The sequence below is a fragment of the Amycolatopsis sp. WAC 04182 genome, assembly GCF_003947465.1.
Lineage (GTDB): Bacteria > Actinomycetota > Actinomycetes > Mycobacteriales > Pseudonocardiaceae > Amycolatopsis.
On the sequence record NZ_QHJJ01000003.1, the window covers coordinates 446,418 to 467,961 of the forward strand.

Annotated in this window: 22 protein-coding genes; 13 read left to right on the forward strand and 9 right to left on the reverse strand. The window is 68.4% G+C overall.

Annotated elements, in window-relative coordinates:
• Nucleotides 1-93: 93 nt before the first annotated feature.
• From DMH01_RS43730 to DMH01_RS15850, 5 genes are read left to right on the forward strand one after another with little or no spacing between them, the layout of a single operon-like run.
• Nucleotides 94-687, forward strand: coding sequence for an NUDIX domain-containing protein (locus tag DMH01_RS43730; protein ID WP_125677457.1), 594 nt, complete (start codon nt 94-96; stop codon nt 685-687).
• Nucleotides 629-1,951 carry a M20/M25/M40 family metallo-hydrolase gene (locus DMH01_RS15835; protein WP_034318586.1) on the forward strand — a complete coding sequence of 441 codons (1,323 nt, stop codon included), beginning with the start codon at nt 629-631 and terminating at the stop codon, nt 1,949-1,951. The genes DMH01_RS43730 and DMH01_RS15835 overlap by 59 nt, the downstream gene beginning before the upstream one ends.
• The gene (locus DMH01_RS15840) at nt 1,951-2,835 is read left to right on the forward strand and encodes an alpha/beta fold hydrolase (protein ID WP_125677459.1); all 885 of its coding nucleotides are present in this window, start codon (nt 1,951-1,953) and stop codon (nt 2,833-2,835) included. The genes DMH01_RS15835 and DMH01_RS15840 overlap by 1 nt, the downstream gene beginning before the upstream one ends.
• A 40-nt stretch (nt 2,836-2,875) precedes the next feature.
• A complete protein-coding gene (locus DMH01_RS15845) occupies nt 2,876-3,472 on the forward strand; it encodes a helix-turn-helix domain-containing protein (protein WP_125677461.1) in 597 nt (198 codons plus the stop codon).
• The gene (locus DMH01_RS15850) at nt 3,472-4,218 is read left to right on the forward strand and encodes an SRPBCC domain-containing protein (RefSeq protein ID WP_125677463.1); all 747 of its coding nucleotides are present in this window, start codon (nt 3,472-3,474) and stop codon (nt 4,216-4,218) included. Before DMH01_RS15845 ends, DMH01_RS15850 begins: the two co-directional genes overlap by 1 nt.
• Nucleotides 4,219-4,292: 74 nt before the next feature.
• On the opposite strand, the gene DMH01_RS15855 is transcribed toward DMH01_RS15850, so the two are convergent.
• From DMH01_RS15855 to DMH01_RS15865, 3 genes are all read right to left on the reverse strand, one after another.
• Nucleotides 4,293-4,514: a DUF5703 family protein gene (locus tag DMH01_RS15855; protein ID WP_016334446.1), complete on the reverse strand. Its 222-nt coding sequence runs from the start codon at nt 4,512-4,514 to the stop codon at nt 4,293-4,295.
• The gene (locus tag DMH01_RS15860) at nt 4,511-5,524 is read right to left on the reverse strand and encodes a YncE family protein (protein WP_125677465.1); all 1,014 of its coding nucleotides are present in this window, start codon (nt 5,522-5,524) and stop codon (nt 4,511-4,513) included. Before DMH01_RS15860 ends, DMH01_RS15855 begins: the two co-directional genes overlap by 4 nt.
• A 113-nt stretch (nt 5,525-5,637) precedes the next feature.
• Nucleotides 5,638-6,603, reverse strand: coding sequence for an aldo/keto reductase (locus DMH01_RS15865; protein WP_199745509.1), 966 nt, complete (start codon nt 6,601-6,603; stop codon nt 5,638-5,640).
• 136 nt (nt 6,604-6,739) lie between these two features.
• On the opposite strand from DMH01_RS15865, the gene DMH01_RS15870 reads away from it, so the two are divergent.
• The 4 genes from DMH01_RS15870 (at nt 6,740) to DMH01_RS15885 (ending at nt 11,530) form a co-directional block, all read left to right on the forward strand.
• Complete coding sequence (locus DMH01_RS15870) at nt 6,740-7,786, forward strand: LLM class F420-dependent oxidoreductase (protein WP_125677467.1); 1,047 nt, start codon at nt 6,740-6,742, stop codon at nt 7,784-7,786.
• A complete protein-coding gene (locus DMH01_RS15875) occupies nt 7,786-8,625 on the forward strand; it encodes an undecaprenyl-diphosphate phosphatase (protein ID WP_125677468.1) in 840 nt (279 codons plus the stop codon). Before DMH01_RS15870 ends, DMH01_RS15875 begins: the two co-directional genes overlap by 1 nt.
• Nucleotides 8,626-8,674: 49 nt before the next feature.
• Nucleotides 8,675-9,385, forward strand: coding sequence for a histidine phosphatase family protein (locus DMH01_RS15880; protein WP_125677470.1), 711 nt, complete (start codon nt 8,675-8,677; stop codon nt 9,383-9,385).
• Nucleotides 9,386-9,487: 102 nt separating this feature from the next.
• Nucleotides 9,488-11,530: a M3 family metallopeptidase gene (locus tag DMH01_RS15885; protein ID WP_125677472.1), complete on the forward strand. Its 2,043-nt coding sequence runs from the start codon at nt 9,488-9,490 to the stop codon at nt 11,528-11,530.
• Nucleotides 11,531-11,586: 56 nt separating this feature from the next.
• Here DMH01_RS15885 and DMH01_RS15890 read toward each other — a convergent pair whose 3' ends face one another.
• Nucleotides 11,587-12,810 (reverse strand): aminotransferase class V-fold PLP-dependent enzyme, encoded by a 1,224-nt coding sequence (locus tag DMH01_RS15890; RefSeq protein ID WP_125677475.1) that lies wholly within the window; start codon nt 12,808-12,810, stop codon nt 11,587-11,589.
• Between DMH01_RS15890 and DMH01_RS15895 the strand changes: the two genes are divergently transcribed.
• The gene (locus DMH01_RS15895) at nt 12,809-14,188 is read left to right on the forward strand and encodes a PLP-dependent aminotransferase family protein (protein ID WP_125677477.1); all 1,380 of its coding nucleotides are present in this window, start codon (nt 12,809-12,811) and stop codon (nt 14,186-14,188) included. The two genes, DMH01_RS15890 and DMH01_RS15895, sit on opposite strands and share 2 nt — an antisense overlap.
• A gap of 18 nt (nt 14,189-14,206) precedes the next feature.
• Here the strand turns inward: DMH01_RS15895 and DMH01_RS15900 are convergent, their stop codons facing one another.
• A complete protein-coding gene (locus tag DMH01_RS15900) occupies nt 14,207-14,836 on the reverse strand; it encodes a hypothetical protein (protein WP_125677479.1) in 630 nt (209 codons plus the stop codon).
• A gap of 69 nt (nt 14,837-14,905) precedes the next feature.
• A complete protein-coding gene (locus DMH01_RS15905) occupies nt 14,906-16,705 on the reverse strand; it encodes a right-handed parallel beta-helix repeat-containing protein (RefSeq protein ID WP_125677481.1) in 1,800 nt (599 codons plus the stop codon).
• Nucleotides 16,706-16,793: 88 nt separating this feature from the next.
• Here DMH01_RS15905 and DMH01_RS15910 point away from each other — a divergent pair, with 88 nt between their 5' ends.
• Nucleotides 16,794-17,660: a TetR/AcrR family transcriptional regulator gene (locus tag DMH01_RS15910; RefSeq protein WP_125677483.1), complete on the forward strand. Its 867-nt coding sequence runs from the start codon at nt 16,794-16,796 to the stop codon at nt 17,658-17,660.
• 50 nt (nt 17,661-17,710) lie between these two features.
• On the opposite strand, the gene DMH01_RS15915 is transcribed toward DMH01_RS15910, so the two are convergent.
• Nucleotides 17,711-17,944: a DUF397 domain-containing protein gene (locus tag DMH01_RS15915; protein WP_034318548.1), complete on the reverse strand. Its 234-nt coding sequence runs from the start codon at nt 17,942-17,944 to the stop codon at nt 17,711-17,713.
• Nucleotides 17,934-18,803: a DUF5753 domain-containing protein gene (locus DMH01_RS15920; RefSeq protein ID WP_125677485.1), complete on the reverse strand. Its 870-nt coding sequence runs from the start codon at nt 18,801-18,803 to the stop codon at nt 17,934-17,936. Before DMH01_RS15920 ends, DMH01_RS15915 begins: the two co-directional genes overlap by 11 nt.
• 337 nt (nt 18,804-19,140) lie before the next feature.
• On the opposite strand from DMH01_RS15920, the gene DMH01_RS15925 reads away from it, so the two are divergent.
• A complete protein-coding gene (locus tag DMH01_RS15925; RefSeq protein WP_125677487.1) occupies nt 19,141-20,238 on the forward strand; it encodes a ThiF family adenylyltransferase in 1,098 nt (365 codons plus the stop codon).
• A gap of 4 nt (nt 20,239-20,242) precedes the next feature.
• Here DMH01_RS15925 and DMH01_RS15930 read toward each other — a convergent pair whose 3' ends face one another.
• Nucleotides 20,243-21,115, reverse strand: coding sequence for a helix-turn-helix transcriptional regulator (locus DMH01_RS15930; protein WP_125677490.1), 873 nt, complete (start codon nt 21,113-21,115; stop codon nt 20,243-20,245).
• A 169-nt stretch (nt 21,116-21,284) separates the two neighbouring features.
• Between DMH01_RS15930 and DMH01_RS15935 the strand changes: the two genes are divergently transcribed.
• Complete coding sequence (locus DMH01_RS15935) at nt 21,285-21,485, forward strand: hypothetical protein (protein WP_125677492.1); 201 nt, start codon at nt 21,285-21,287, stop codon at nt 21,483-21,485.
• The last annotated feature ends 59 nt before the right edge of the window (nt 21,486-21,544 follow it).

Below are 21,544 nucleotides of genomic sequence, written 5' to 3' on the forward strand. Positions count from 1 at the left end.
GGCGGAGGAAGCCACAAACGAGGTCCGCCGCACGGTCGACCAGGCGACCACCGCGCCGAGAGCACTTCGACCGGCGCTGACCGGGACAGGAGCGTGGACTCGGCCGCACCGGTTCGCCGCCACGGCCGACCATTCCACGCTCACCATCGCGGCCGGCACACTCGACATCGACCTCTCCACACTGCTCGGACAGAGCAACCGCCTCGAACACGACCTCGGCGGACAGCTCCTTACACGCGCCGAACGAAATCAGCCCATGCAGGTGACACCTCTCGGGGGAAGGATCATCACAGTGCCGGAGGTGTTCGGCCCGGCGAGACCCTCAGCCCCGCTGTCCAGCGAGAAGTCCTCGAGGAAACCGGGCTGACCGAAACAGTCGCCGTCAACTCGCTGACCACTGAGGACAAGCCGCACCCGCACAGCGGCCAGCCGCGACGCACCACCTACCTCCACCTGCGCGCTCCAGCAACTGTTCCCGACGACTGGTCCCACCACGTCTGCGGCGACGGTTACGACACGCTCGCTGCCTTCCCCTGGTGCGGTGGCAGTCGCCTGAGTGGGTCTTCACACGCAGTCCACCACGCGGTGGCAGCGGGTCGGCGGGCTCTGCCAATGGTAGGAATGCCTGGTGACCGAACCGAATTTGATCGAAGCAGCCGCCGAAGAGGCAGTCACCCTCACCAGTGAACTGATCCGCATCGACACCACCAACACCGGTGACCCCGACACGCTGGTCGGTGAACGTGCCGCGGCGGAGTACGTCGCCGAGAAGCTCACCGACGCGGGCTACGAGATCACCTATGTCGAGTCCGGCGGCAAGGACCGCCACAACGTCATCGTCCGGCTGCCGGGCGCGGACCCGTCGCGCGGCGCGCTCCTGATCCACGGTCATCTCGACGCCGTTCCCGCCGACGCCTCCGAGTGGTCGGTGCACCCGTTTTCCGGCGCGATCCAGGACGACTACGTCTGGGGTCGCGGCGCGGTGGATATGAAAGACATGTGCGGGATGGCGCTCGCGCTGGCCCGGCACTACAAGATCAACGGCATCGTCCCGCCGCGTGACCTCGTCTTCGCGTTCCTCGCCGACGAAGAAGCGGGTGGCAAGTACGGCGCCCAGTGGCTGGTCGAGAACCGGCCCGAGCTGTTCGAAGGCGTCACCGAGGCGATCAGCGAGGTCGGCGGCTTCTCGATCACGCTGAAGGACAACGTCCGCGCGTACCTCATCGAGACGGCCGAAAAGGGCATCCGCTGGATGAAGCTGCGGGTGCGCGGCACCGCCGGTCACGGCTCGATGATCCACCGCGACAACGCCGTCACCAAGCTGTCCGAGGCCGTCGCCAGGCTCGGCAACCACCGCTTCCCGCTGGTCATGACCGACTCGGTCCGCGAGTTCCTGGACGGCGTCACCGAGATCACCGGCTGGGACTTCCCCGAGGACGACATCGAGGGTTCCGTCGCGAAACTCGGCAACATCTCGCGGATGATCGGCGCGACCCTGCGCGACACGGCGAACCCGACGATGCTCACCGCGGGCTACAAGTCGAACGTCATCCCGTCGGTCGCGGAGGCTTCGGTCGACTGCCGGATCCTTCCCGGCAGGCTCGAAGCGTTCAACGCCGAACTGGAGGAGATCCTCGGCCCGGACATCGAGAAGGAGTGGATGGAGCTGCCGCCGGTCGAGACGACCTTCGACGGTGCCCTGGTCGACGCGATGACCAACGCGGTCCTCGCCGAGGACCCGGGCGCCCGCACGCTCCCGTACATGCTCTCCGGTGGCACCGACGCGAAGTCGTTCCAGTCGCTCGGGATCCGCAACTTCGGGTTCGCCCCGCTGAAGCTGCCCGCGGACCTCGACTTCTCCGCGCTCTTTCACGGGGTCGACGAGCGTGTCCCGGTCGACGCGCTGAAGTTCGGTGTGCGGGTGCTCGACCGCTTCCTCCGTTCTGCCTGATGCCCGGTCTGCTGGCCGCCGACGGGACACCCCTGCATTTCGAGCGCTGGGGTGATCCGTCGGCGCCGGTGACCGTGGTGCTCCTCCACGGGTACGCCCTCGACAGGCGAAGCTGGCGTGCCATCGCGCCGGTGCTGGCCGAGGCGTCCGTGCCGGAGGAACCTGTCGCCGTGCTGGCCTACGACCAGCGTGGCCACGGCGAATCCGGCGAGGTCCGGGCCTCGTCGGCGACCATGGGGAAGCTCGCCGACGATCTGGCCGAGGTGCTGGACAAGGTCGTCCCCGGCGGCAAAGTCGTGCTGGTCGGCCACGACATGGGCGGGCTCGCGATCCTGTCGCTCGCCCAGCGTCATCCGGACGTCTTCGCGGCGCGAGTGGCGGGAATCGGGTTGCTCGCCATGTCGGCGGGCGGCGTGACGCCGGACGCGATCTGGCCGAACGCGCTCGGGAAACTCGGCCGGGACCTGGAGCTCGTCTTCGGGACGAAACTGATCGGCCTGGTGCGGGAGCACACGAGCAAGGCGGTGACGGCCGGGCTGCGGTGGTGGCTGTTCGGCGACGACCCGGTGCCCGCCGACGTCGAACTGACCGTGCGGATGATTCGCGGCAACTGGCCGCAGACGGTGTCCGCCTTCCGTCCCGCACTGGACGCCTACACGCGCGAATCGGCGTTGTCGCAGGTCGGGGCGGTGCCGGTGACGGCGATCGTGGGGGAGCGGGACAAGCTCGTGCCGACGGCGGACGTCGAGGAACTGGCGGGCGCGGTGGAGAACGGGACGGCTGTGGTCCTGCCCGGCGTCGGGCACGTCGTGCCGCTCGAGGCGGCCCCGCAGGTGATTCCCCGCCTGCTCGCGCTGGCGAACGAGGCTCGCCGACAAGCCTGACTGTCTTGACAAATTCTATTTTCGGTGGCACCTTCTTGGCATGTTCTCCGTTGCGGTGATCGAGGACGCGGAAGCGGCCGAAGTGTCGCTGGATCCGGTCCGGGCCAGGCTGCTCGCCGAACTCGCCGAACCCGCATCGGCCACGATGCTGGCCGCGCGGGTCGATCTGCCGAGACAGAAGGTGAACTACCACCTTCGCGCGCTGGAGAAGCACGGGCTCGTGGAGCTCGTCGAGGAGCGGCGGAAGGGCAACGTCACCGAGCGCATGATGCGCGCGACGGCGTCGTCCTACGTCATCTCGCCGACGGCACTTTCGGCCGTGCAACCTGATCCGGCCCAGTCGCCGGACCGCCTGTCCGCGCGCTGGCTGCTCGCCGTGGCGGGCAGGCTGGTGCGCGACGTCGGGCTGCTGATCACCGGATCGACCAAGGCCCGCAAACGGGTCGCGACCTTCGCGATCGACGGCGAGGTGCGGTTCTCCTCCGCCGCGGACAGGGCCGCGTTCGCCGAAGAGCTCACCGTCGCGGTCACGAACCTGGTGAGCAAGTACCACGACGAAGGCGCCGAACAGGGCCGGGACCACCGGATCGTCGTCGCCGTCCACCCGAGCGTCCGCACCGAGCCCGAGGAGCGCTGATGGGCCACGAATTCGAGATCTCCGACCGCGTCGAGGTCGACGCGTCCCCGGAACAGGTCTGGGAAGCCATCGCGACCGGGCCGGGGATCACGTCCTGGTTCATGGGGCGCAACGAGGTCGACGGAGGCGTCGGAGGCACCGTGAAGACCGCTTTCGGCGGCTTCGAACCCACCTCGGCGATCACTTCGTGGGACCCGCTGGAACGCCTCGTCTACGGCACGGAACCCGCGCCGGACGGACGTTTCGTCGCCTACGAGTTCCTCATCGAGGGCAGGGCAGGCGGCAGCACCGTGCTGCGGACCGTGACGAGCGGTTTCCTGCCCGGCGACGACTGGGAAGACGAGTTCGAGGCGATGACCGCCGGCGGCGAGCTGTTCCTCCGCACCCTCGTCGAGTACCTCAACCGGTTCGCCGGCCGGAAAGCGGTGCCGGTGACGGTGTTCGGGCCGATGATCGAAGACTGGGACAGCGCGTGGCTGACGCTCGGTCGTGAACTCGGTCTCGCCGGGCGGCCGCGGACGGGGGACCGGGTGCGCCTGTCCACCGGGGCGGTGTCCACTGTGGACGGCGAGGTCTATTTCGCGAACGCGCAGACGGTCGGGATCCGGACCGCGGACGCGCTGCTGAGGTTCGTCCGCGGTTTCGCCGGGCCGATGTGCGCTATGCATCATCTGTTCGGCGACGTCGACTCCGCGGAACAGGACGCGCTTTGGGCCGAGTGGCTCGGCCGGGTGTTCAAGGGCTGAAGGGGCCTTTCACCGCATCTCACGCGGTGAAGGACGCTTTCCTCGCATCGCATGCGGGGAAAGTCCCCTTCGGCTCAAGTGATGAGGCCGGGCAGGGGTGTGGCGGTGCGCTTGCGGCGCAACCACACCCTCCGCGTCCCATCGGAGTAGAGCCGGACGGTCGAGAGCTCCCAGCCGGCGAACTCGGCGTGGATCGACAGCTGCGTCGCCGCCGCCCGCCGGGAAACACCGGGCGGAAGCTGCAACCGCCGGTACTCCCAATCCCCTTCGACCACCGCCTCGTCCACCACTGTCATGGCGTGATCACCTGGATCCCTTCTCCGATGGCCGAGCCGACGACCACACGGCCGCCCTGCTCGTCGACGGTGACCGAATCTGGCTGCCGCACGGTGGGGAACCGGTGCTTCTCGATCGGTTCCCCGCCGCGGACGTCGAAACCGACGACCTCGTTGCGTCCGGTGAGCGTGACCCAGGCGAGGCCACGGGTGCGGTCGTAGGCGATGCCGTACACCCCGCCGGGAACGGGGTAGCGCTGGCGCAGCAGCAACGGCGTCGTGGAGAACGCCAGCAGCGCGCCGGCCCGCGCGTCGGTGACGAAGACACGTCCGAGATCGTCGGTGACGGCGTTGGCGGCGCCGTCGCCCGCCCGCAGACCCTCGCCGATCTTGCCTTCGGCGAGGTCGACGGCGAACAGGGCGGTGCGGAGCTTGTCGAGCACGACCACGCCGTCGCCGGTGTTGAGCACGTCGTCGGCGCTGTAGATCTGGCCGGTGATGGTCTTCGGCCCCGCGTTCTTCGACAGCACCTCGACGGCCTTGCGATCCCGCACCGAGACCAGCGTCGCGTCACCGTCGGCGAGACCGGCGGAGGGCTGTCCCGCGACCGGGACCGTCTCCAGCGCGCCGCCGGGCAGCGAAACCTTCGCCAGCAGGCTCTTGCCGGGGACGCTGGCGAGCACCTGGGAACCGGAGACGGTGAGCCGCTCGGCGGGACCCGGCAAGGCCACGGTCGTCTTGGGGGCGTCGAGGGCGGCGAGATCGTAGATACGCAGCGAAGGCGGCTCCGAAACCGCGACGACCAGCGTCTTGCTCGCCTCGTCGGTCACCAGCGCCTTCACGCCCGGCACCGCGAACACCGACCCCGCGGGTTTGACCGTCACCGCGGGGGAGACCGCCGCGGTCGCCGCGACGGGGTTCTGCACGATCTGCAAGGAGTCGTTCGGCGTGTCGTCCGCACTGCAGGACGAGAGCACCAGGACACCGGCGAGCGGGATCGCGATCCGGGAAACGGCGGACAGCCGACCCACCTTGGTGCCTCCACCTGCTACTCGTCGGACGGACCTGTCCAGCATCCTCCAGGAACTCCACCACGTCACGTCTGCGTCACCCAACAGTCACCTGATCCAGTATCCGAGACGGCTCACAGGCCGCGTTCCGGGTATCCGACCTCGATCGCGCTGACGTCGTCGAGCGCCGAGCGGATGGCGGGCGGGAGCGTGATCTCCTCGGCTGTGAGCGAACCGGTCAGCTGACCGGTGTCACGGGCTCCGACCACGGGTGCGACCACTCCGGGCCGGTCGCGCACCCACGCCAGCGCGACGGCCAGCGGCGAGGTCCCGAGGCCGTCGGCGGCCGTCGCGACCGCCTGCACGATCCTCGCCGCGCGATCGGTCCGGTGATGTTCGACATAGCCGGCGAAAACACTCGAAGCGCCGCGCGAATCGGCGGGTGTCCCGGTGCGGTACTTGCCGGTGAGCACGCCCCGGCCGAGCGGTGCCCAGGGCAGGAGCCCGATGCCGTGGTGCTCCGCGGCCGGGACGACCTCGCGATCGACCCCGCGCTCCAGGAGCGAGTACTCGACCTGCGTCGAGACCAGCGGAGCGACGGCCGAACTGCGGGCGGCGGCGGTCGCCAGCTGCCAGCCGGAGTAGTTGGAGACGCCGACGTAGCGGGCCTTGCCGCTGTTCACGGCGTACTCGAGGGCGCCGAGGGTCTCGTCGACCGGCACGGTGGTGTCCCAGGCGTGCAGCTGCCAGAGGTCGATGTGGTCGGTGCCGAGCCGTCGTAGCGAACCTTCGAGCGCGCTCAGGAGGGCGCCGCGCGAGGCACCGCCACCGAACGGGCCGTCGGTGCGGCGGGCGACGGCCTTGGTGGCGAGCACGATGTCGTCCCGGGGGACGAGGTCGCCGAGAAGTGCCCCGAGGACGCGTTCGCTCTCGCCCTCGCCGTAGATGTCGGCGGTGTCGACCAGGGTGCCCCCGGCGTCGACGAACGCGACCAGCTGGCTGGCCGCCTCCTCCGAGTCGGTGTCGCCACCCCACGTCATGGTCCCGAGGGCCATCCGCGAGACCCGAAGTCCCGACCGGCCGAGCTGTCGCTTTTCCACGACGGGCGAGCCTAGCCGGAAGGCAAGTGCGGGACACGGAGCAGGTGAGCGTGTCGTGATCGAGTACCACCGTGCGGGTCATCGAATGTCAACACCCTGAACGGAGGAGTGACTCTCCGGTGGATACATTCACGCCGTGCGACTCGGACTGAACTTGGGCTATTGGGGCGCGGGGAACGACGCGGCCAACCTGGCATTGGCGAAGAAGGCGGACGAACTGGACTACGGGGTCGTCTGGGCCGCGGAGGCCTACGGGTCGGACGCGCCGACGGTGCTCTCGTGGGTGGCGGCGCAGACCTCACGGATCGACGTGGGCAGCGCGGTCCTCCAGATCCCCGCGCGGACACCGGCGATGGCCGCGATGACCGCCGCGACCCTGGACACCCTTTCGGGGGGCCGGTTCCGCCTCGGCCTGGGTGTTTCCGGCCCTCAGGTCTCCGAGGGCTGGCACGGCGTGAAGTTCGCGTCGCCGCTGGGCCGCACCCGCGAATACGTCGAGATCGTCCGCAAGGCCCTGGGCCGCGAGCGGGTCCGGTACGACGGCGACCACTTCCAGCTGCCCCTGCCCGGCGGCCCCGGCAAGGCGCTGACCCTGACCGTGCACCCCGTTCGCGACGAGATCCCGGTGTACCTGGCCGCCATCGGCCCGAAGAACCTCGAACTGACCGGCGAGATCGCGGACGGCTGGCTGCCGGTGTTCTACTCGCCCGAGCACGCCGGTGAGCAGCTGAAGCTGATCCAGGCGGGCGCGGACAAGGCGGGGCGCGCCCTCGACGGCTTCGATGTCGTCCCCACCGTTCCGCTCGTGGTCGGTGACGACTGGAAGGCCTGCGCCGACGCGGTCCGCGGGTACGCGGCGCTGTACCTCGGCGGGATGGGCAGCCGCGAGAAGAACTTCTACAACCAGCTCGCCTGCCGGATGGGCTTCGAGCGCGAAGCCGCCGACGTCCAGCAGAAGTACCTGGGCAGGGATTACGAGGGTGCCATGGCGGCCGTGCCGCTGGAATTCATCGACGCGACGTCGCTGCTCGGTCCGAAGGAGCGCATCGCCGAACGGATGCGGGCCTTCGCCGAGTCCGGTGTCACGACGCTGACCGTCGCGCCGTCCATGCCGGACCCGGAGAGCTCCGCACGCGCTCTCGAAATCGCGGCCGAGGCGATCGAAACGGCCGGTGTCGCCTGATGGGCTGGTTCGAAGCGCTGGTCCTCGGTCTCGTCCAGGGCCTGACGGAGTTCCTGCCGATCTCCTCCAGCGCGCACCTGCGGATCACCGCGGCGCTCGCCGGCTGGGACGACCCGGGCGCCGCGTTCACCGCGGTGACCCAGATCGGGACCGAACTCGCGGTCATCCTGTACTTCTCGAGCAAGATCGGGAAGATCCTCCGCGCCTGGTTCTTCTCCATCTACAAGAAGGACTGGCGCCAGGACCCCGACGCCCGGCTGGGCTGGCTGATCATCGTCGGCTCGCTGCCGATCGTGGTGCTGGGCCTGCTGCTGCAGGACGCCATCGACGAAACCTTCCGTGACCTGCGGATCACCGCGACCACCCTGATCGTGTTCGGCCTGATCCTCCTGGTGGCCGACCGCATCGGGAAGCAGCAGCGCACCCTCGACCACCTGACCGTGCCCCACGGCCTGGGCTTCGGGTTCGCCCAGGCATTGGCGCTGATCCCGGGCGTCTCGCGCTCCGGTGGCACCACCAGTGCCGGGCTGCTGCTCGGCTACACCCGCGCGGAGGCGGCGGAGTACTCGTTCCTGCTGGCGCTGCCGGCGGTGTTCGGCTCGGGCCTGTACAAGCTGACCGACATCGGCAAGGACGGCGCCCCGGCGCAGTGGGGGCCGACGATCCTGGCGACGCTGGTCGCGTTCGGCGTCGGGTACGCCGTCATCGCCTGGCTGATGTCCTACATCAAGACCAAGAGCTTCGTGCCGTTCGTGATCTACCGGCTCGTGCTCGGTGTCCTGCTGTTCGTGCTGATCTTCACCGGTGTCCTGGACCCCGGCGCGGGTCCGCACCTGTAAACCCGCGATTCGCGGAGCAGGGCAAAGCACGACACGTAGGGTGGGCCACGTGAGTACTGTGATCCTTCTGCGCCACGGCAAGTCCACGGCGAACGGTGCGGCCGTCCTGGCGGGGCGCACGCCCAAGGTCGGCCTGGACGACACCGGCCGGGCGCAGGCGGCCGCGCTCGTCGAGCGCCTGGCGCCGGTCCCGCTCGCGGAACTGGTGGTCTCGCCGATGCTCCGCTGCCGCCAGACGGTCGCGAAGCTGGCCGAGGCACGCGGTCTGGACAAGCTCAAAGAGCCCGGTTTGTCCGAAGTGGACTACGGCGAATGGACCGGGCGCGCACTCAAGGATCTGTTCAAGGAACCCCTGTGGCGCGTCGTGCAGGCGCATCCCTCGGCGGCGGTCTTCCCCGGCGGGGAAGGGCTCGCCGAGATGCAGGCGCGGGCGGTCGCCGCCGTTCGCGCGCACGACGCGAGGATCACCGCGAAGCACGGCGAGAACGCGGTGTGGCTCTTATGCAGCCATGGCGATGTGATCAAGGCGATCCTCGCCGACGCGCTCGGCCAGCATCTCGATTCCTTCCAGCGGATCGTGGTCGATCCGGCGTCGGTTTCGGTCGTCCGGTACACCGAGACTCGTCCGTTCGTGTTGCGCGTCAACGACAACGGCGGCGACCTGGCCGGTGTCGCCCCACCCGAACCGAAGGCCAAAGCCAAGCGTGGCAAGGGGAAGCGCAGCTCCGACGCGGTGGTGGGCGGTACCACCGGAGCGTGACCACTCCCGTCGGTGGCGTCACGCCACGGACGGCATCCACCGGCCCCTCGCTGCCCGTAAGGTGGCCAGACCAGCAGATTCGACGACCCGGGAGCAACACCGATGATTTCGCAGGACAACCCGTTCGCCGCGCCGAGTGAGCTGCCCTACGCCCTTCCTCCGTTCGACCGGATCGCCGACGAACACTTCCTTCCCGCCTTCGAAGCGGGCCTGGCCGAGCACGCCGCGGAAATCGAGGAGATCGCCGGCTCGGCCGAGCCGCCGACCTTCGAGAACACCATAGTCGCGCTCGAGAAATCCGGCAGGCTGCTGTCCCGCGTCTCCAGCGTGTTCTTCAACCTCGCCGGGTCGAACGCGAACGACGAGATCCAGCGCGTGCAGGCCGAGATGGCGCCGCGACTGGCCGCGCACGCCGACGCCATCAACCTGAACCCCGCGCTGTTCGCCAGGATCAACTCGCTGTTCGAGCGCAGGGACGAACTCGGCCTCGACACCGAGTCGCTGCGCCTGCTGGAGCGGCACCACACCGACGTGCGCCGCGCCGGCGCCGGTCTTCCCGAAGCCGACCAAAAACGCCTGCGGGAGCTGAACGAGCAGATCTCGACGCTGTCGACCCGGTTCCAGCAGAACCTGCTCAAGGACACCAACGAACTGGCCGTGGTCGTCGACGACGTCGCGCAACTCGCGGGTCTCGGCGAGGACGAGATCGCGACGGCCGCCGAAACCGCCGGCGAGGAGGGCAAGTACGTCCTCAAGCTGACCCTGCCGACGGCGCAGGCCGCGCTCGCCTCGCTGGAGGATCGCGCGCTGCGTGAGCGGATCTTCACCGCGTCGGTCTCCCGTGGCAACCGGGGCAACGAGTTCGACAACAACGAGATCGTGGCCCAGCTGGTCCGGTTGCGTGCCGAACGGGCCGCCGTGCTCGGCTTCCCCGACCACGCCTCGTACGTCATCGAGGACGAGACAGCGAAGACCGCTCAGGCCGCTGTCGGGCTCCTGGAACGGCTCGCACCGGTGGCGGTCGCCAACGCCAAGGCGGAGGCCGAAGAACTGCAGCGCTACCTCGAAGCCGACATCCCCGGCGCGGTCCTGCGGCCGTGGGACTGGGCGTTCTACGCCGAACGCGTCCGCAAGGACCGGTTCGAGGTCGACACCGCCGCGCTGCGCCCGTACTTCGAGCTGAACCGGGTGCTGACAGACGGCGTCTTCTTCGCCGCGTCCAAGCTGTACGGCCTGAGCTTCACCGAGCGGGAAGACCTGCCGAAGTACCACCCCGAGGTCCGGATCTTCGAGGTCTTCGACGCCGACGGCGCGGAGCTCGGCCTGTTCCTGCTCGACTACTACGCCCGCGACTCGAAGCGCGGCGGCGCGTGGATGAACAACTTCGTCGACCAGACGAAACTGCTCGGCACGAAGACGGTCGTGGTGAACGTGCTCAACGTCGCCAAGCCTCCGGCGGGGGAGCCGACCCTGCTGACCTTCGACGAGGTCGTCACCGCGTTCCACGAGTTCGGGCACGCACTGCACTCGCTGCTCTCCGATGTCGAATACCCGATGTTCTCGGGCACCAACGTCCCGCGTGACTTCGTCGAGTACCCCTCGCAGGTCAACGAGATGTGGATGCTCTGGCCCGAGGTGCTGGCCAACTACGCCAAGCACCACGTGACCGGCGAGCCGCTGCCGCAGGAGCAGATCGACAAACTCCTGGCGTCGCAGCAGTACGGCGAAGGTTTTTCGACCACCGAGTACCTCGCGGCGTCGCTTCTCGACCAGGCGTGGCACGCGCTGGGCACCGAGGACAAGGTCGAGGACGTCCAGCGGTTCGAGGCCGAGGCCCTGACCAAGGCCGGTGTCGCGCTGGAAGCCGTGCCGCCGCGCTACCGCACCACGTACTTCGCGCACATCTTCAGCGGCGGCTACAGCGCCGGGTACTACTCCTACATCTGGAGCGAGGTCCTCGACGCCGACACCGTCCAGTGGTTCCGCGAGAACGGCGGGCTCACCAGGGAGAACGGCGACCACTTCCGCCGCGAACTCCTCGGGCAGGGCGGCAGTGTCGACCCGATGGCGGCCTTCCGCGCCTTCCGTGGCCGCGACCCGGAGATCGAGCCGCTCTTGAAGCGGCGCGGCCTCGCGGGCGCCTGACCTCCTGACGGTTCCCCTGCCCGGACACCCCCAGTGCCCAGGCGGGGGAACCGCGCTCAGGCGGCGAGTTCGGCGACGGCCGCTGCCACGTCGTCCACTTCGCGTTCGGTGTTGTAGTAGTGCGGGCTCAGCCGCAGGCACCAGTCGACGTCCTTGTCCCCGAAGTCGAACTGCGCGAACTCCCGGTAGCTGAGCGCGGAGTTGATCCGGCGGGCGTCCATCGCCTCCTTGAAGGGCACGGCTTCCCAGCCCTTGATGGAGAACGTCACCAACGCGCCCAATTCGGGGCCCCGGTCGAGCACTTCGACGCCCGGGACGGCGCCGAGGCCGTCCCGCAGTCTCGCCGCGAGCGCGGGGGTGCGCCGTGAGATCGCCTGCAGGCCGACCTCACGGGCGTACCTCGCGGCGGCGGCGCAGCCGAGAACGGTGGCGTAGGGGAATTCCCATTCTTCGAACCGGGAAGCCGACTTCGCCGGTTCGTACGCGCCGGGCGCGCTCCAGCGGGCTCCGTGCATGTCGATGAACAACGGCTCGTGCTCCGCTTCGAGGAAACGGTCGGAGACGAACAGGAATCCCGAACCCCGCGGACCACGCAGGAATTTACGACACGTCGAGGTGAGCAGGTCGGCGCCGATCGCTTCGACGTCGATGGGGTACTGGCCGATCGACTGGCAGGCGTCGACCAGGTAGAGCAGGCCGAGTTCCCGGCAGTGCCGCCCGATCTCGGCGACCGGCTGGACGAGGCCCGAGTTGGTCGGAATGTGTGTGGCCGCGACGAGCTTCGGCTTCCTCGTGCGCATCAGGGTCGCCATGGCCTCGACGTCGACACCGCCCTCCCGCGAGTCGGGTGCGTGCACGACCTCGACGCCGAACCGCTTCCGCAGCGACAGGAACGCGATCTGGTTGGAGATGAAGTCGTTGCGGGTGGTGAGCACGACGTCGCCGGGTTCGAACCGGATCGAGGACAACGCCGTGGAGTAGGCGTGGGTGGCGCTCGCCGCGAAGGCGATGTTGCGGGGCCTCGCGTTGATGAGCGCGGCGATTTCACGGTAGAAGCCCTCGACCTCGGCCGAACGGGCGGCGGCTGCTTCGTAGCCACCGATTTCGGCTTCGAGATTCAGGTGGTCGAGCATCGCGGCCAGCACCGGTTCGGCCAGGAGTCCGCAGCCGGCGTTGTTGAAGTGGACGACTTTCTCGGCGCCCGGGGTATCGGCTCGGAGGGCCTGGACATCCAGTAGTGATTCCGCTGAATTTCCAGTAGCACTATCATGCAGCTTCATGTCGGATAGTAGCACTTCCGCGCTGGTCGGCCAGCTGCGTTCGTTCATCCGCACGGCGGCCGCGGGGGAGAGGTTGCCCAGCAGCCGGGAGCTCATCGAGCGTTATCGGGTCGGCCCGGGAACCGTCTCTCGCGCGATCGCCCTGCTGGCCGCCGAGGGCGCCGTCGTGACCCGCCCCGGGAGCGGGACCTACGTGGCGACGAAGGCGACAACGGCGGGGGAGCCGCTCGATACGGCGTGGCAGACGGTCGCGCTGACCGATCGCAGCGTCGACACCACCTCCCTCACCGGCTCCCTCGGCCCGCCACCGGAGGGCGCGATCCTTCTCGACGGCGGCTATCCGCACCGGTCCCTGCAAGCGACCCGGTTCCTGAGTGCGGCACTGGCGCGGGCAGGTCGTCGCCCGGACGCCTGGGATCGCGCACCCGCCGCCGGTTCGCCCGCGCTGAGGTCGGTGTTCGCGGGACCGGCCGGCGCGTCACCGGACGACGTCCTGATCACCGCCGGCGGGCAGAGCGGGCTCTCCATGGCGTTCCGTGCCATCGCCGCGCCCGGAAGCCCTGTCCTCGTCGAATCGCCGACCTATCCGGGGGCGCTCGCCGCCGCCAGGGCGGCGGGGCTCCGCCCGGTGCCGGTCCCGATCGACGACGACGGGGTCCGCCCGGACCTGCTGGCCGAAGCGTTCGCGATGACCGGCGCCCGGCTCTTCTACTGCCAGCCTGCCTTTCACAACCCGACCGGGACGGTTCTCGCGGCCGAACGGCGTGCGCGAGTGCTGGACGTCGCCCGGGCGGCGGGCGCGTTCGTCCTGGAGGACGACTTTGCCCGGTATCTCTCCCACGGGGCCACCGCACCGCGCCCGCTGATCGCCGACGACCGCGACGGCACGGTCGTCCATCTGACATCGGTGACCAAGGCCGCCGCGCCGAGCCTTCGGATCGGCGCGCTGATCGCACGAGGGCCGGTCCTCGACCGGATGAAGGCGATCCGGCAGGTCGACGACTTCTTCGTCTCCCGTCCGCTGCAGGAAGCCGCCCTCGAACTGCTCAGCGCACCGTCCTGGGACCGGCACGTCCGGCGGCTCGGTGCCGAACTGCGGGAACGGTGCGCGAAAGCGGCCGCGGCGCTGGCGGCGAAGTGTCCTGAGTGGACCATCGCACGGCTCCCCGAAGGCGGCCTGCACCTTTGGGTGCGGCTACCGGCGGGGAGCGACGCGAACGCCCTCGCCCGCAGTGCGCGAGAGCGAGGAGTCGTGGTCGGGGCAGGGGACCGATTCTTCGCCACCGAGCCTGCCGGACCCTTCCTGCGACTGAGCTTCGCCGCCGCGGCCGACATCACCGAACTCACCGAAGGCATCCGGCGGATCGAGTCTGTATAACGACCTATACGGCGTGGCTCAGGCCAAAACCGCTTCGAGGAACAGGTAAACACCACCGCCGAGGACGACACCGGCGACCATTCCGGCCGTGACCTCCGCTTTGGTGTGATCACCGAGTTCCACGCGGGACCAGCAGACCCAGCCGACGGCAAGGAAGAGCAGTGCGAACCAAGGGCCGTAGACGCGGATGAGCATCACGGCCGCACCCGCGGCCACCATCGCGTGCATCGAGATCTTGAACTTCAGCCCGAACGTGATCGCGAGGGCGGCGACCAGGCAGACGAGTTCGGCGGCCGCGAGCGCGATCATCTCGTGCGGGGCGCCACCGGCGATCAGGACGGCGAACCCGGCGGCCAGCGAGCCGATGCAGACCGCGAACGGGACGAGCCGTCCGGCGCGATCGGTGACGTGGTGGCTGTCCCACTTGCCCTTCCGGGCGCCGCGCACGATCACGGCCATCGGGATCAGCGAGCCGGTGACGCCGACGACGAGTCCCCACAGCGCGGTCTCGCCGAGATGGTGGCCGGTGACCTTCCAAGCGACGATCAGCGGGAGACCGAGCACCCAGACCCAGGGAGCGAGCACCTCGGTCGCGATCCGCGCGAGCTGTCGGCGGGTCCCGGGGGCCTCCGTGGACTGGGTGGGCATGGCGGGTGTCTCCTCGGGAATCGTGGCCGGAGCGGCTCCTGCCGGACTCGTGTCCGGCAGGAGCGGTGATCATCGTTCCAGACCGCGGCGTCCCGCCCGCGCGAGGATGTCGGCGCCCGCCGGATCGGCTCGGACGGCTTCGTCGAAACTTTCCTTCGGCAGCAAGGTGTTCCCGGCCACGGTCACCGTCTCCGGCGGGGTGTCGTAGCCGTCGGGACGGACATCCCAGAAGTTGCCGACGAAGGCGACGTTCTCCATCGGCGGGCCCACCTGGAGCACGATCGGAGTGTCGGCCCGGCAGACGATGTTGCCGAGAACGGTGATCCACGCGGCGCCGTAGTCGGCGTACAGCCCGAAGTTGTACGAGGTGAGGACGTCGCGGACCACGTTCCCGCGGACCATCGCCCCACTCGCGAACGACGAGCCCTGCGGGGCCGAGAGGTAGATCCCGCCGCCGTCCATCAGCGTCCCCATGCTGCGTTCGACGAGGTTCGAGATCACCTGGGTGCCCTTGGCCTTCTCGCCGCCGGTGATCACGACGCCGTTGTGCGGGACGTCGTGGATCTCGTTGTGGGCCACGATGGTCTCTTCGGACTCGACGACGAGGACGGCGGGGGAGCCGCGGTACTCGGTGCCGATGTGGTGCACGAGGTTGTCCTCGATGGAGACGCGGGTGCTGTCGTGGACGGCGACTCCGCTGCCCGAGATCTCGTCGAAGACATTCGCCCGGATGTCGATGTCGGTGCCGCCTTCGATCAGGAGTGCTCCGGCGCCGAGCCGGGTGAAGTGGTTGTCCTCCAAGGTGACCCGGCGGGCCGAGGTGAGGCTGACGTTGGCGGGCAACTGGACGGGCTCGGCCGGCACATGGACATAGCCCATGTCGGCACCGAGGTCGATCTTCTGGAATTCGCCCCGCTCGTAGCGGGCATTGCCGTGATAGTGCAGGTAACCGCCGGTGCGGGTGGGGCCGGACCACGCCGCGTCAGTGAAGGTGAAGCCACGCAGCACGAGGTCGTGCACACCCCGTGCGCTGATGAGCGTCTCGAGCGCCGGTACGACGACTCGGGTCTTGCCGATCTCCTCGCCGGGGCGCGGACGGTAGTGCAGGACGTGGCCGTTCCGATCGGTACGGCTGACGGCGAAGGTCCCCGGCTCGGTCAGGAAGGCCACGTTGTTTTCGAGCACCGAAGGCGCGGCGAGACCGTCCCAGGTGCCGTCCCCGCCGGCGCCGTACCACTTGGAGTCGTAGAGGGATTTGGCGTGGTCGAACGCGGGCTGGGCCAGGGTGATGGTGGTCGAGGTGGCGTCGCCGGTGATCGACGCGACCGCGAGCCGGGCTTCGGACCACGGGTAGACACCGGGGTAGACGAACTCCAGGCCGGACGGGTCCGGCCACGCTTGCGGCTCCGTGCTGTCCGTGACGTAACCAGTCGTTGTTTTCGTCACGCTCCCCGGGAGGCCCTCGGTGCGGGCCGCGCGGGCGGCGGGCCGGCCGTCCACGGTGAGCCGCCTCGGCGCGAGGTCGCCGATCGGTGCCGTCCAGACGCCGTCTCCGCCCGCCGTCCAGCCGGTGATTTCGCGGCCACCGCTCAGTTCGACCTTCGCCTGTTCCGCGGTTCCGTAGCCCTCCGCCTGGTAGATCACGCGGAAGCCGTTCGAGCCGGAATCGCCCAGTGCGTCGTCGAAGGCAAGGGGTTCCGCGAGGTGGTGTTCTCCTGTGCTGAAGGTGACGATCACGTCGCCGGTCATTCCGGCGGTGACGGCGCGGACGGCCTTCTGTGCCGCCTTCGGGGTGGCGAACGGCCGGTCGGTGGTGCCTGCCCAGTCGTCTCTACCCTCTGGGGACACGAAGAACCTGATTTCAGGCATGCGGAAGTGCTCCTGTGGGTTGTTTATGGGATATACTGAGGTTTATCAGCTAAACACAGGTGAGCGACAAGCGTCAAGGGAGCGACGGGTGGCGGAAGACGACGCGCAGCCGGATCCGGAGCGGGCGATCGAACTGCTGTGGGGGACACCTGAACCGGAGCGGCCGGGGTTGAGCCTCGGCCGGATCGTCGCGGCGGCCGTCGAAGTCGCGGACGCGGAGGGGCTGGCCGCCCTGTCGATGCGCAAGGTCGCGGAACGGTTCGGTACCACCACCATGTCGCTCTACCGGTACGTTCCCGGCAAGGCGGAGCTGGTCGAACTCATGCGCGACGCCGTGTACGGCAGGTTTCCGATGGAGCCTTCGGACGGGCTCGGCTGGCGCGCGGGCCTCGAACGCTGGGCGCGGCGAGCGTGGGAGATGCATCGCAGTCACCCGTGGCTGGTCCACAGTGGCGGAACCCGGCGTCTGCCAGGGCCGAACATCATGGCCGGATACGACCACGCCCTGGACGTGGCCTCGCGGACCGGCCTTGCGCCGGCGCAGGTGATCGCGGTGGTGAACCTGGTGGGCGGATTCGTGGACTCCGTCGCACGTCAGGCGGGGGAGACCGCGGAACTTCAGCGGCGCACAGGCGTGTCCCATGAGCGCTGGTGGAGCGAACGCGAGTCGCTTTTCGAGCGGTTGGACCGCTATCCGGCGCTGGAGCGGCTGTGGAAGGCCGGGGGGATGGACGTCCCGCTGGACTCGTTCGAATTCGGGCTGCAGCGCACACTTGACGGCGTCCAGGCATTGATCGAAAGCCAAGAGCGTGAGGTAATGCGTGACGAAACTGGCGGGGGCGAGTGTGTCACCTGTGGCAAGCCGCTGGACGGGGGAGGCCGGGGCCGGCCTCGGGACTACTGCTCGAGGGCTTGTCAGCAGCGCGCCTATCGCCGGCGTCAGGCCAGGTCTTGATGCTCGAACGAGGGTCGTGGTCCGCCCCGCGCGGGGCGGACCACGACCGGTCAGGTGAGCAGGTGGTCGAACTCGCCGTTCTTCGCGCCGAGGACGAAGGCCTTGATCTCGTGCGGTTCGAAAACAAGGACGGGGCTGTTCTCGCCGAGCTTCGAATCACGCACGCCCACGTAGCCCTTTACGGAGTCGTTGACTTCGACGCAACCGGCAGAGCCGGCGCTGTAGCTCGATTTCCACCAGCCGGAAAGGCCGAGCAGGGTGGGACGAGAAGAATCATTGTTCATTGAGTTCCCTTGCCAAGTTTTGAATGAAAGACCGTGTCCGCCCAGGATGCTCCGCTTGTGCCTGTAGTCGTTCGAATGTACTGCGAAATCGGCGCAGGTCTTCGGCGTCCTCGTAATAGAGGCCTTCGCGTCGATTCTCGACGTACACGGTTCCTGGATCACCGCCGAATTCGGACGGGTAGTCCAAAAGAATGAACATGCCGTCCGAGGCGCCATGGGCGCCCGCGGTGAAAGGAAGCACTTGAATGTCGATGTTCGGCCGTTCCGACAGCTCCATCAGGTGCTCTAGTTGTTCACGCATGACCGCCGGTCCGCCTACCTGGCGGCGCAGAACGCTCTCGTCCAGTATCGACCAGATATGCGGTGCATCCCCAGGGCGGTCCAATATCTCTTGGCGCGCCATCCGCAAGTCGACCATGGTCTCGAGTTCGGCCTTGTTGTTCCAGCGTCGACCCTCTCTCATGATGGCGAGCGCGTAATCACGAGTCTGGAACAAACCGGGCAGTACGACCAGGTCGACGGTGCTGATCCGAGCGGCACCGGTTTCCAGGCCCAAATAGAGGTTGAACCATTCGAATACCCCGTGGTCGAAGTTGATCCACCAGTCCCGACCGCGTTTCGCTCGTTTTGTCAGATCACGGAAGAACGGTGCCCGCTCGGGCACTCCGTAGAAGTCGAGCAGAATCTCCAGGTCGGCGGGTGCCGGCAGATTGCGCGAGGTTTCGACATGTGCGATGACCGTCGTGGCCTTGCCGATGCGCTCGGCCGCGGCGGCCCGGTCGTAGCCTGCCGCTTCCCGGAGGCGCTTCATCTCGAGCGCGATCCAGCGCTTGATGGCGGTGGGGGTCAGCGTGCCCACGAACTGACCACCTCCTCAGTGTCTCGTCACGGAAAGTGACCCCAGTATCACCCGTATAGCGCAAAGAGAGCCAGTAGACGGTAGCGAATGTATAGCTCTACATTTAAACCCTCTACATCAGGGCACTCTACATTGTAGAGCGGGACTCGCCACCGGGCGGGTCGAAAACACGGGAGGGAGGCGGACGCGATGGGTGAGGCCGCGGTTGTCCGGCTTGCTCCCGGCTGGTCGGGGGAGAGGGGGTGTCCGGCGATGATCGAGATCGTGATGGTGGAGCGTGCTGACGCGATCCGCCACGTTTACAGCGGAGACAACGGTTGACCGAGGAGGGGTTCCGGTGCGTCCACGTATCAAAGACGAACATCGCCCGGTCCGGTTCGGAGACGGCTGGATCCGGATCGGCGGGGAGGTGTTCGGCATCGCCGCCGAGTTGAGGGACTCGGACGGTGCTGTGTGGGCGTTACTGGAACTCCTCGACGGAACTCGAACAGTGAGCCAGGTCGTCGCCGACCTGGCTCGTCTGATTCCCGATACCCGGCCGGAAGAGGTCGCCGACGCCATCGAAAAGCTCGCCGAACTCGGATATGTCGAGGACGCCGACGAGCCGACGTGTATCTCGCTGACCGAGCGGCAGCTCGAACGTCACTCGAGAAGCAGGTCGCTGTACCGGTGGATCGATCTGACGCGAAGAACGTCGAGCTGGGACTTCCAGGTCCTCCTGTCCCGCGCGCGGGTCGTGCTGGTCGGCGTGGGCGGTGTCGGGTGCACGGCGGCACTGAGCCTGGTCATGTCCGGGGTGGGGCGGCTGCACTGCGTCGAACCGGACGTGGTCGAACTTTCCAATCTGGGCCGCCAGATCCTTTACACCGAAGAACATCTGGGTCTGCCGAAGGTGGACGTGGCGGTGGAAAGGTTGCGCGCGGCCAATTCGGACGTCGAGGTCACCGGGGAGCCGACGCGGATCGAGAACGCGGCTTCGCTGCGGAGGCTGGCCGCCGGCTGCGACGTGGTGATCATGACCGCCGATCAGCCCTCGGAGATCCGGACCTGGACGAACCAGGCGTGCGCCTCGACCGGCACCCCCTGGGTGTACGGGGGTTATCACGGGCCGCAGGTCAATCTGGGCGTCTACCGCCCGGGCGCGGGGCCGTGTTACGAATGCGCGCGGCTCGCCGAGCGTGATCGCGACGCCGCGCGGCCGCCGCTGGCGACGTGGCGTCCGGCCGCGAGCATTCCGGCGCACGCGGCCAACGCGGTGACGGCCGGTGTCGCGGGCAATCTGGTTGCACACGCGGTGATGCGCCTGATCACGAACGCGCCGAAGCTTGCGCTGAACTGCCAGTACGGCTTCAGTCTCGCCACGATGGACCACAGTTTCGTCACCAGCCTGGAACGGCCGCATACGGAGTGCCGGACCTGCCTGGCCGCCGGGTGATCGGTCAGGCGCCTTCGGCCAGTCGCCGTGCCACGTTCTGGATCAGCCGGGCTGCCGCGTCACCGGACAACGCTTCGGCGTGCAGCTTGCCGAACATGTGCTCGTACAAGGCGATCTCCTCCGGGTCTCTGATCAAGTGCTCGCCGGCGAACAGTTCCACCACGACGAATTCGGCGTCGTAGATGCTGAATCCGTGCAGCGGGGCGATCGGCATGGCCTTGCTGAAAGGGAGGATCCGCAGGTCGACGGTGCGCAGGCCGACGAGTGACCGGAGTCGGTCGAGCTGGCCGAGTTGAGTGTCGAGATCGCCTGTCCGGATCCACAGGGCGGCCTCGCCGATCACCAACGGCAGCGCCTTGCCCGGATCGTGCAGTTGCGCTTGCCGTTCGATCCGGATGGCCACCATGCGCTCGATGTCGGCCTCCGGGGCGCCGCCCGTGCGTGCCGGGCCCGAGGGGAGCGCGAGCAGTTCCCGCATGAAGCCGGGTGTCTGTATCAGTCCGGGGAGCAGCGCCGGCTGAAACGTGGCGACACGGCTCGCGCGCTGCTCCAGTTCGAGGACGGATCGCTGTTTGGTGGCGGCTCCGCCCGGCTTGCGGTACTCGTCGCGGAACGACACCGATTCCACCCGGGCGCGTTTGAGCAGGTCGAGTACCGAGTCCTCCTGGTCGCGGGCGCCCGCCGCGGTGAGCCAGCCGGCGATGTCGTCTCCGGTCGGGAACTGCACGGCGGTTTCGATCTTGGACACTCGTGATTGGGGCCAGCCCAGGCTTTTGGCGAACTGATTGCCGGACAGGCCGGTGGCCGCCCGGAGCTCGCGGAGTTTCGTGGCGAGCCGGACGCGGTCGGAGCCGGGGTGAGGCGGCGACGTGGGCATGATCTTCTTTCGCAGGGTCGAGGCGAAGCGGGGCTGCTGCTCGTTGCGCGATCATGCTACTCCCGCGCGGCGTTAGAGCGCGAATAGTACACGAATAGACGCATCATGAGTGCATAGTTGGCGAATAGGCTTGACGGGAGGGAAAAGTGGCCGGACAAGGGGAGGACCGATGTTCGCCAACTGGATCCAGATCGCCGAACTCGCACTGCTGCCACTGGGTTTGGGAATCGGCTATGCGGCGGGGCGGACCTGTCACCGGGAGGAGCGGGCGTCCTTCCGTGGCGGGGTCACGATCACCCATCCCGGCTTGGTCGCCGAATATCAGCACCCGGCCCCGGACGTGGGGGCCGGCTGGAGATCTGCCCGGTAGGCCGAACCGAGGGGAGGGGACACCTCATACGGGTCGAGCCTCCGGGTGGGGGAGGGCGA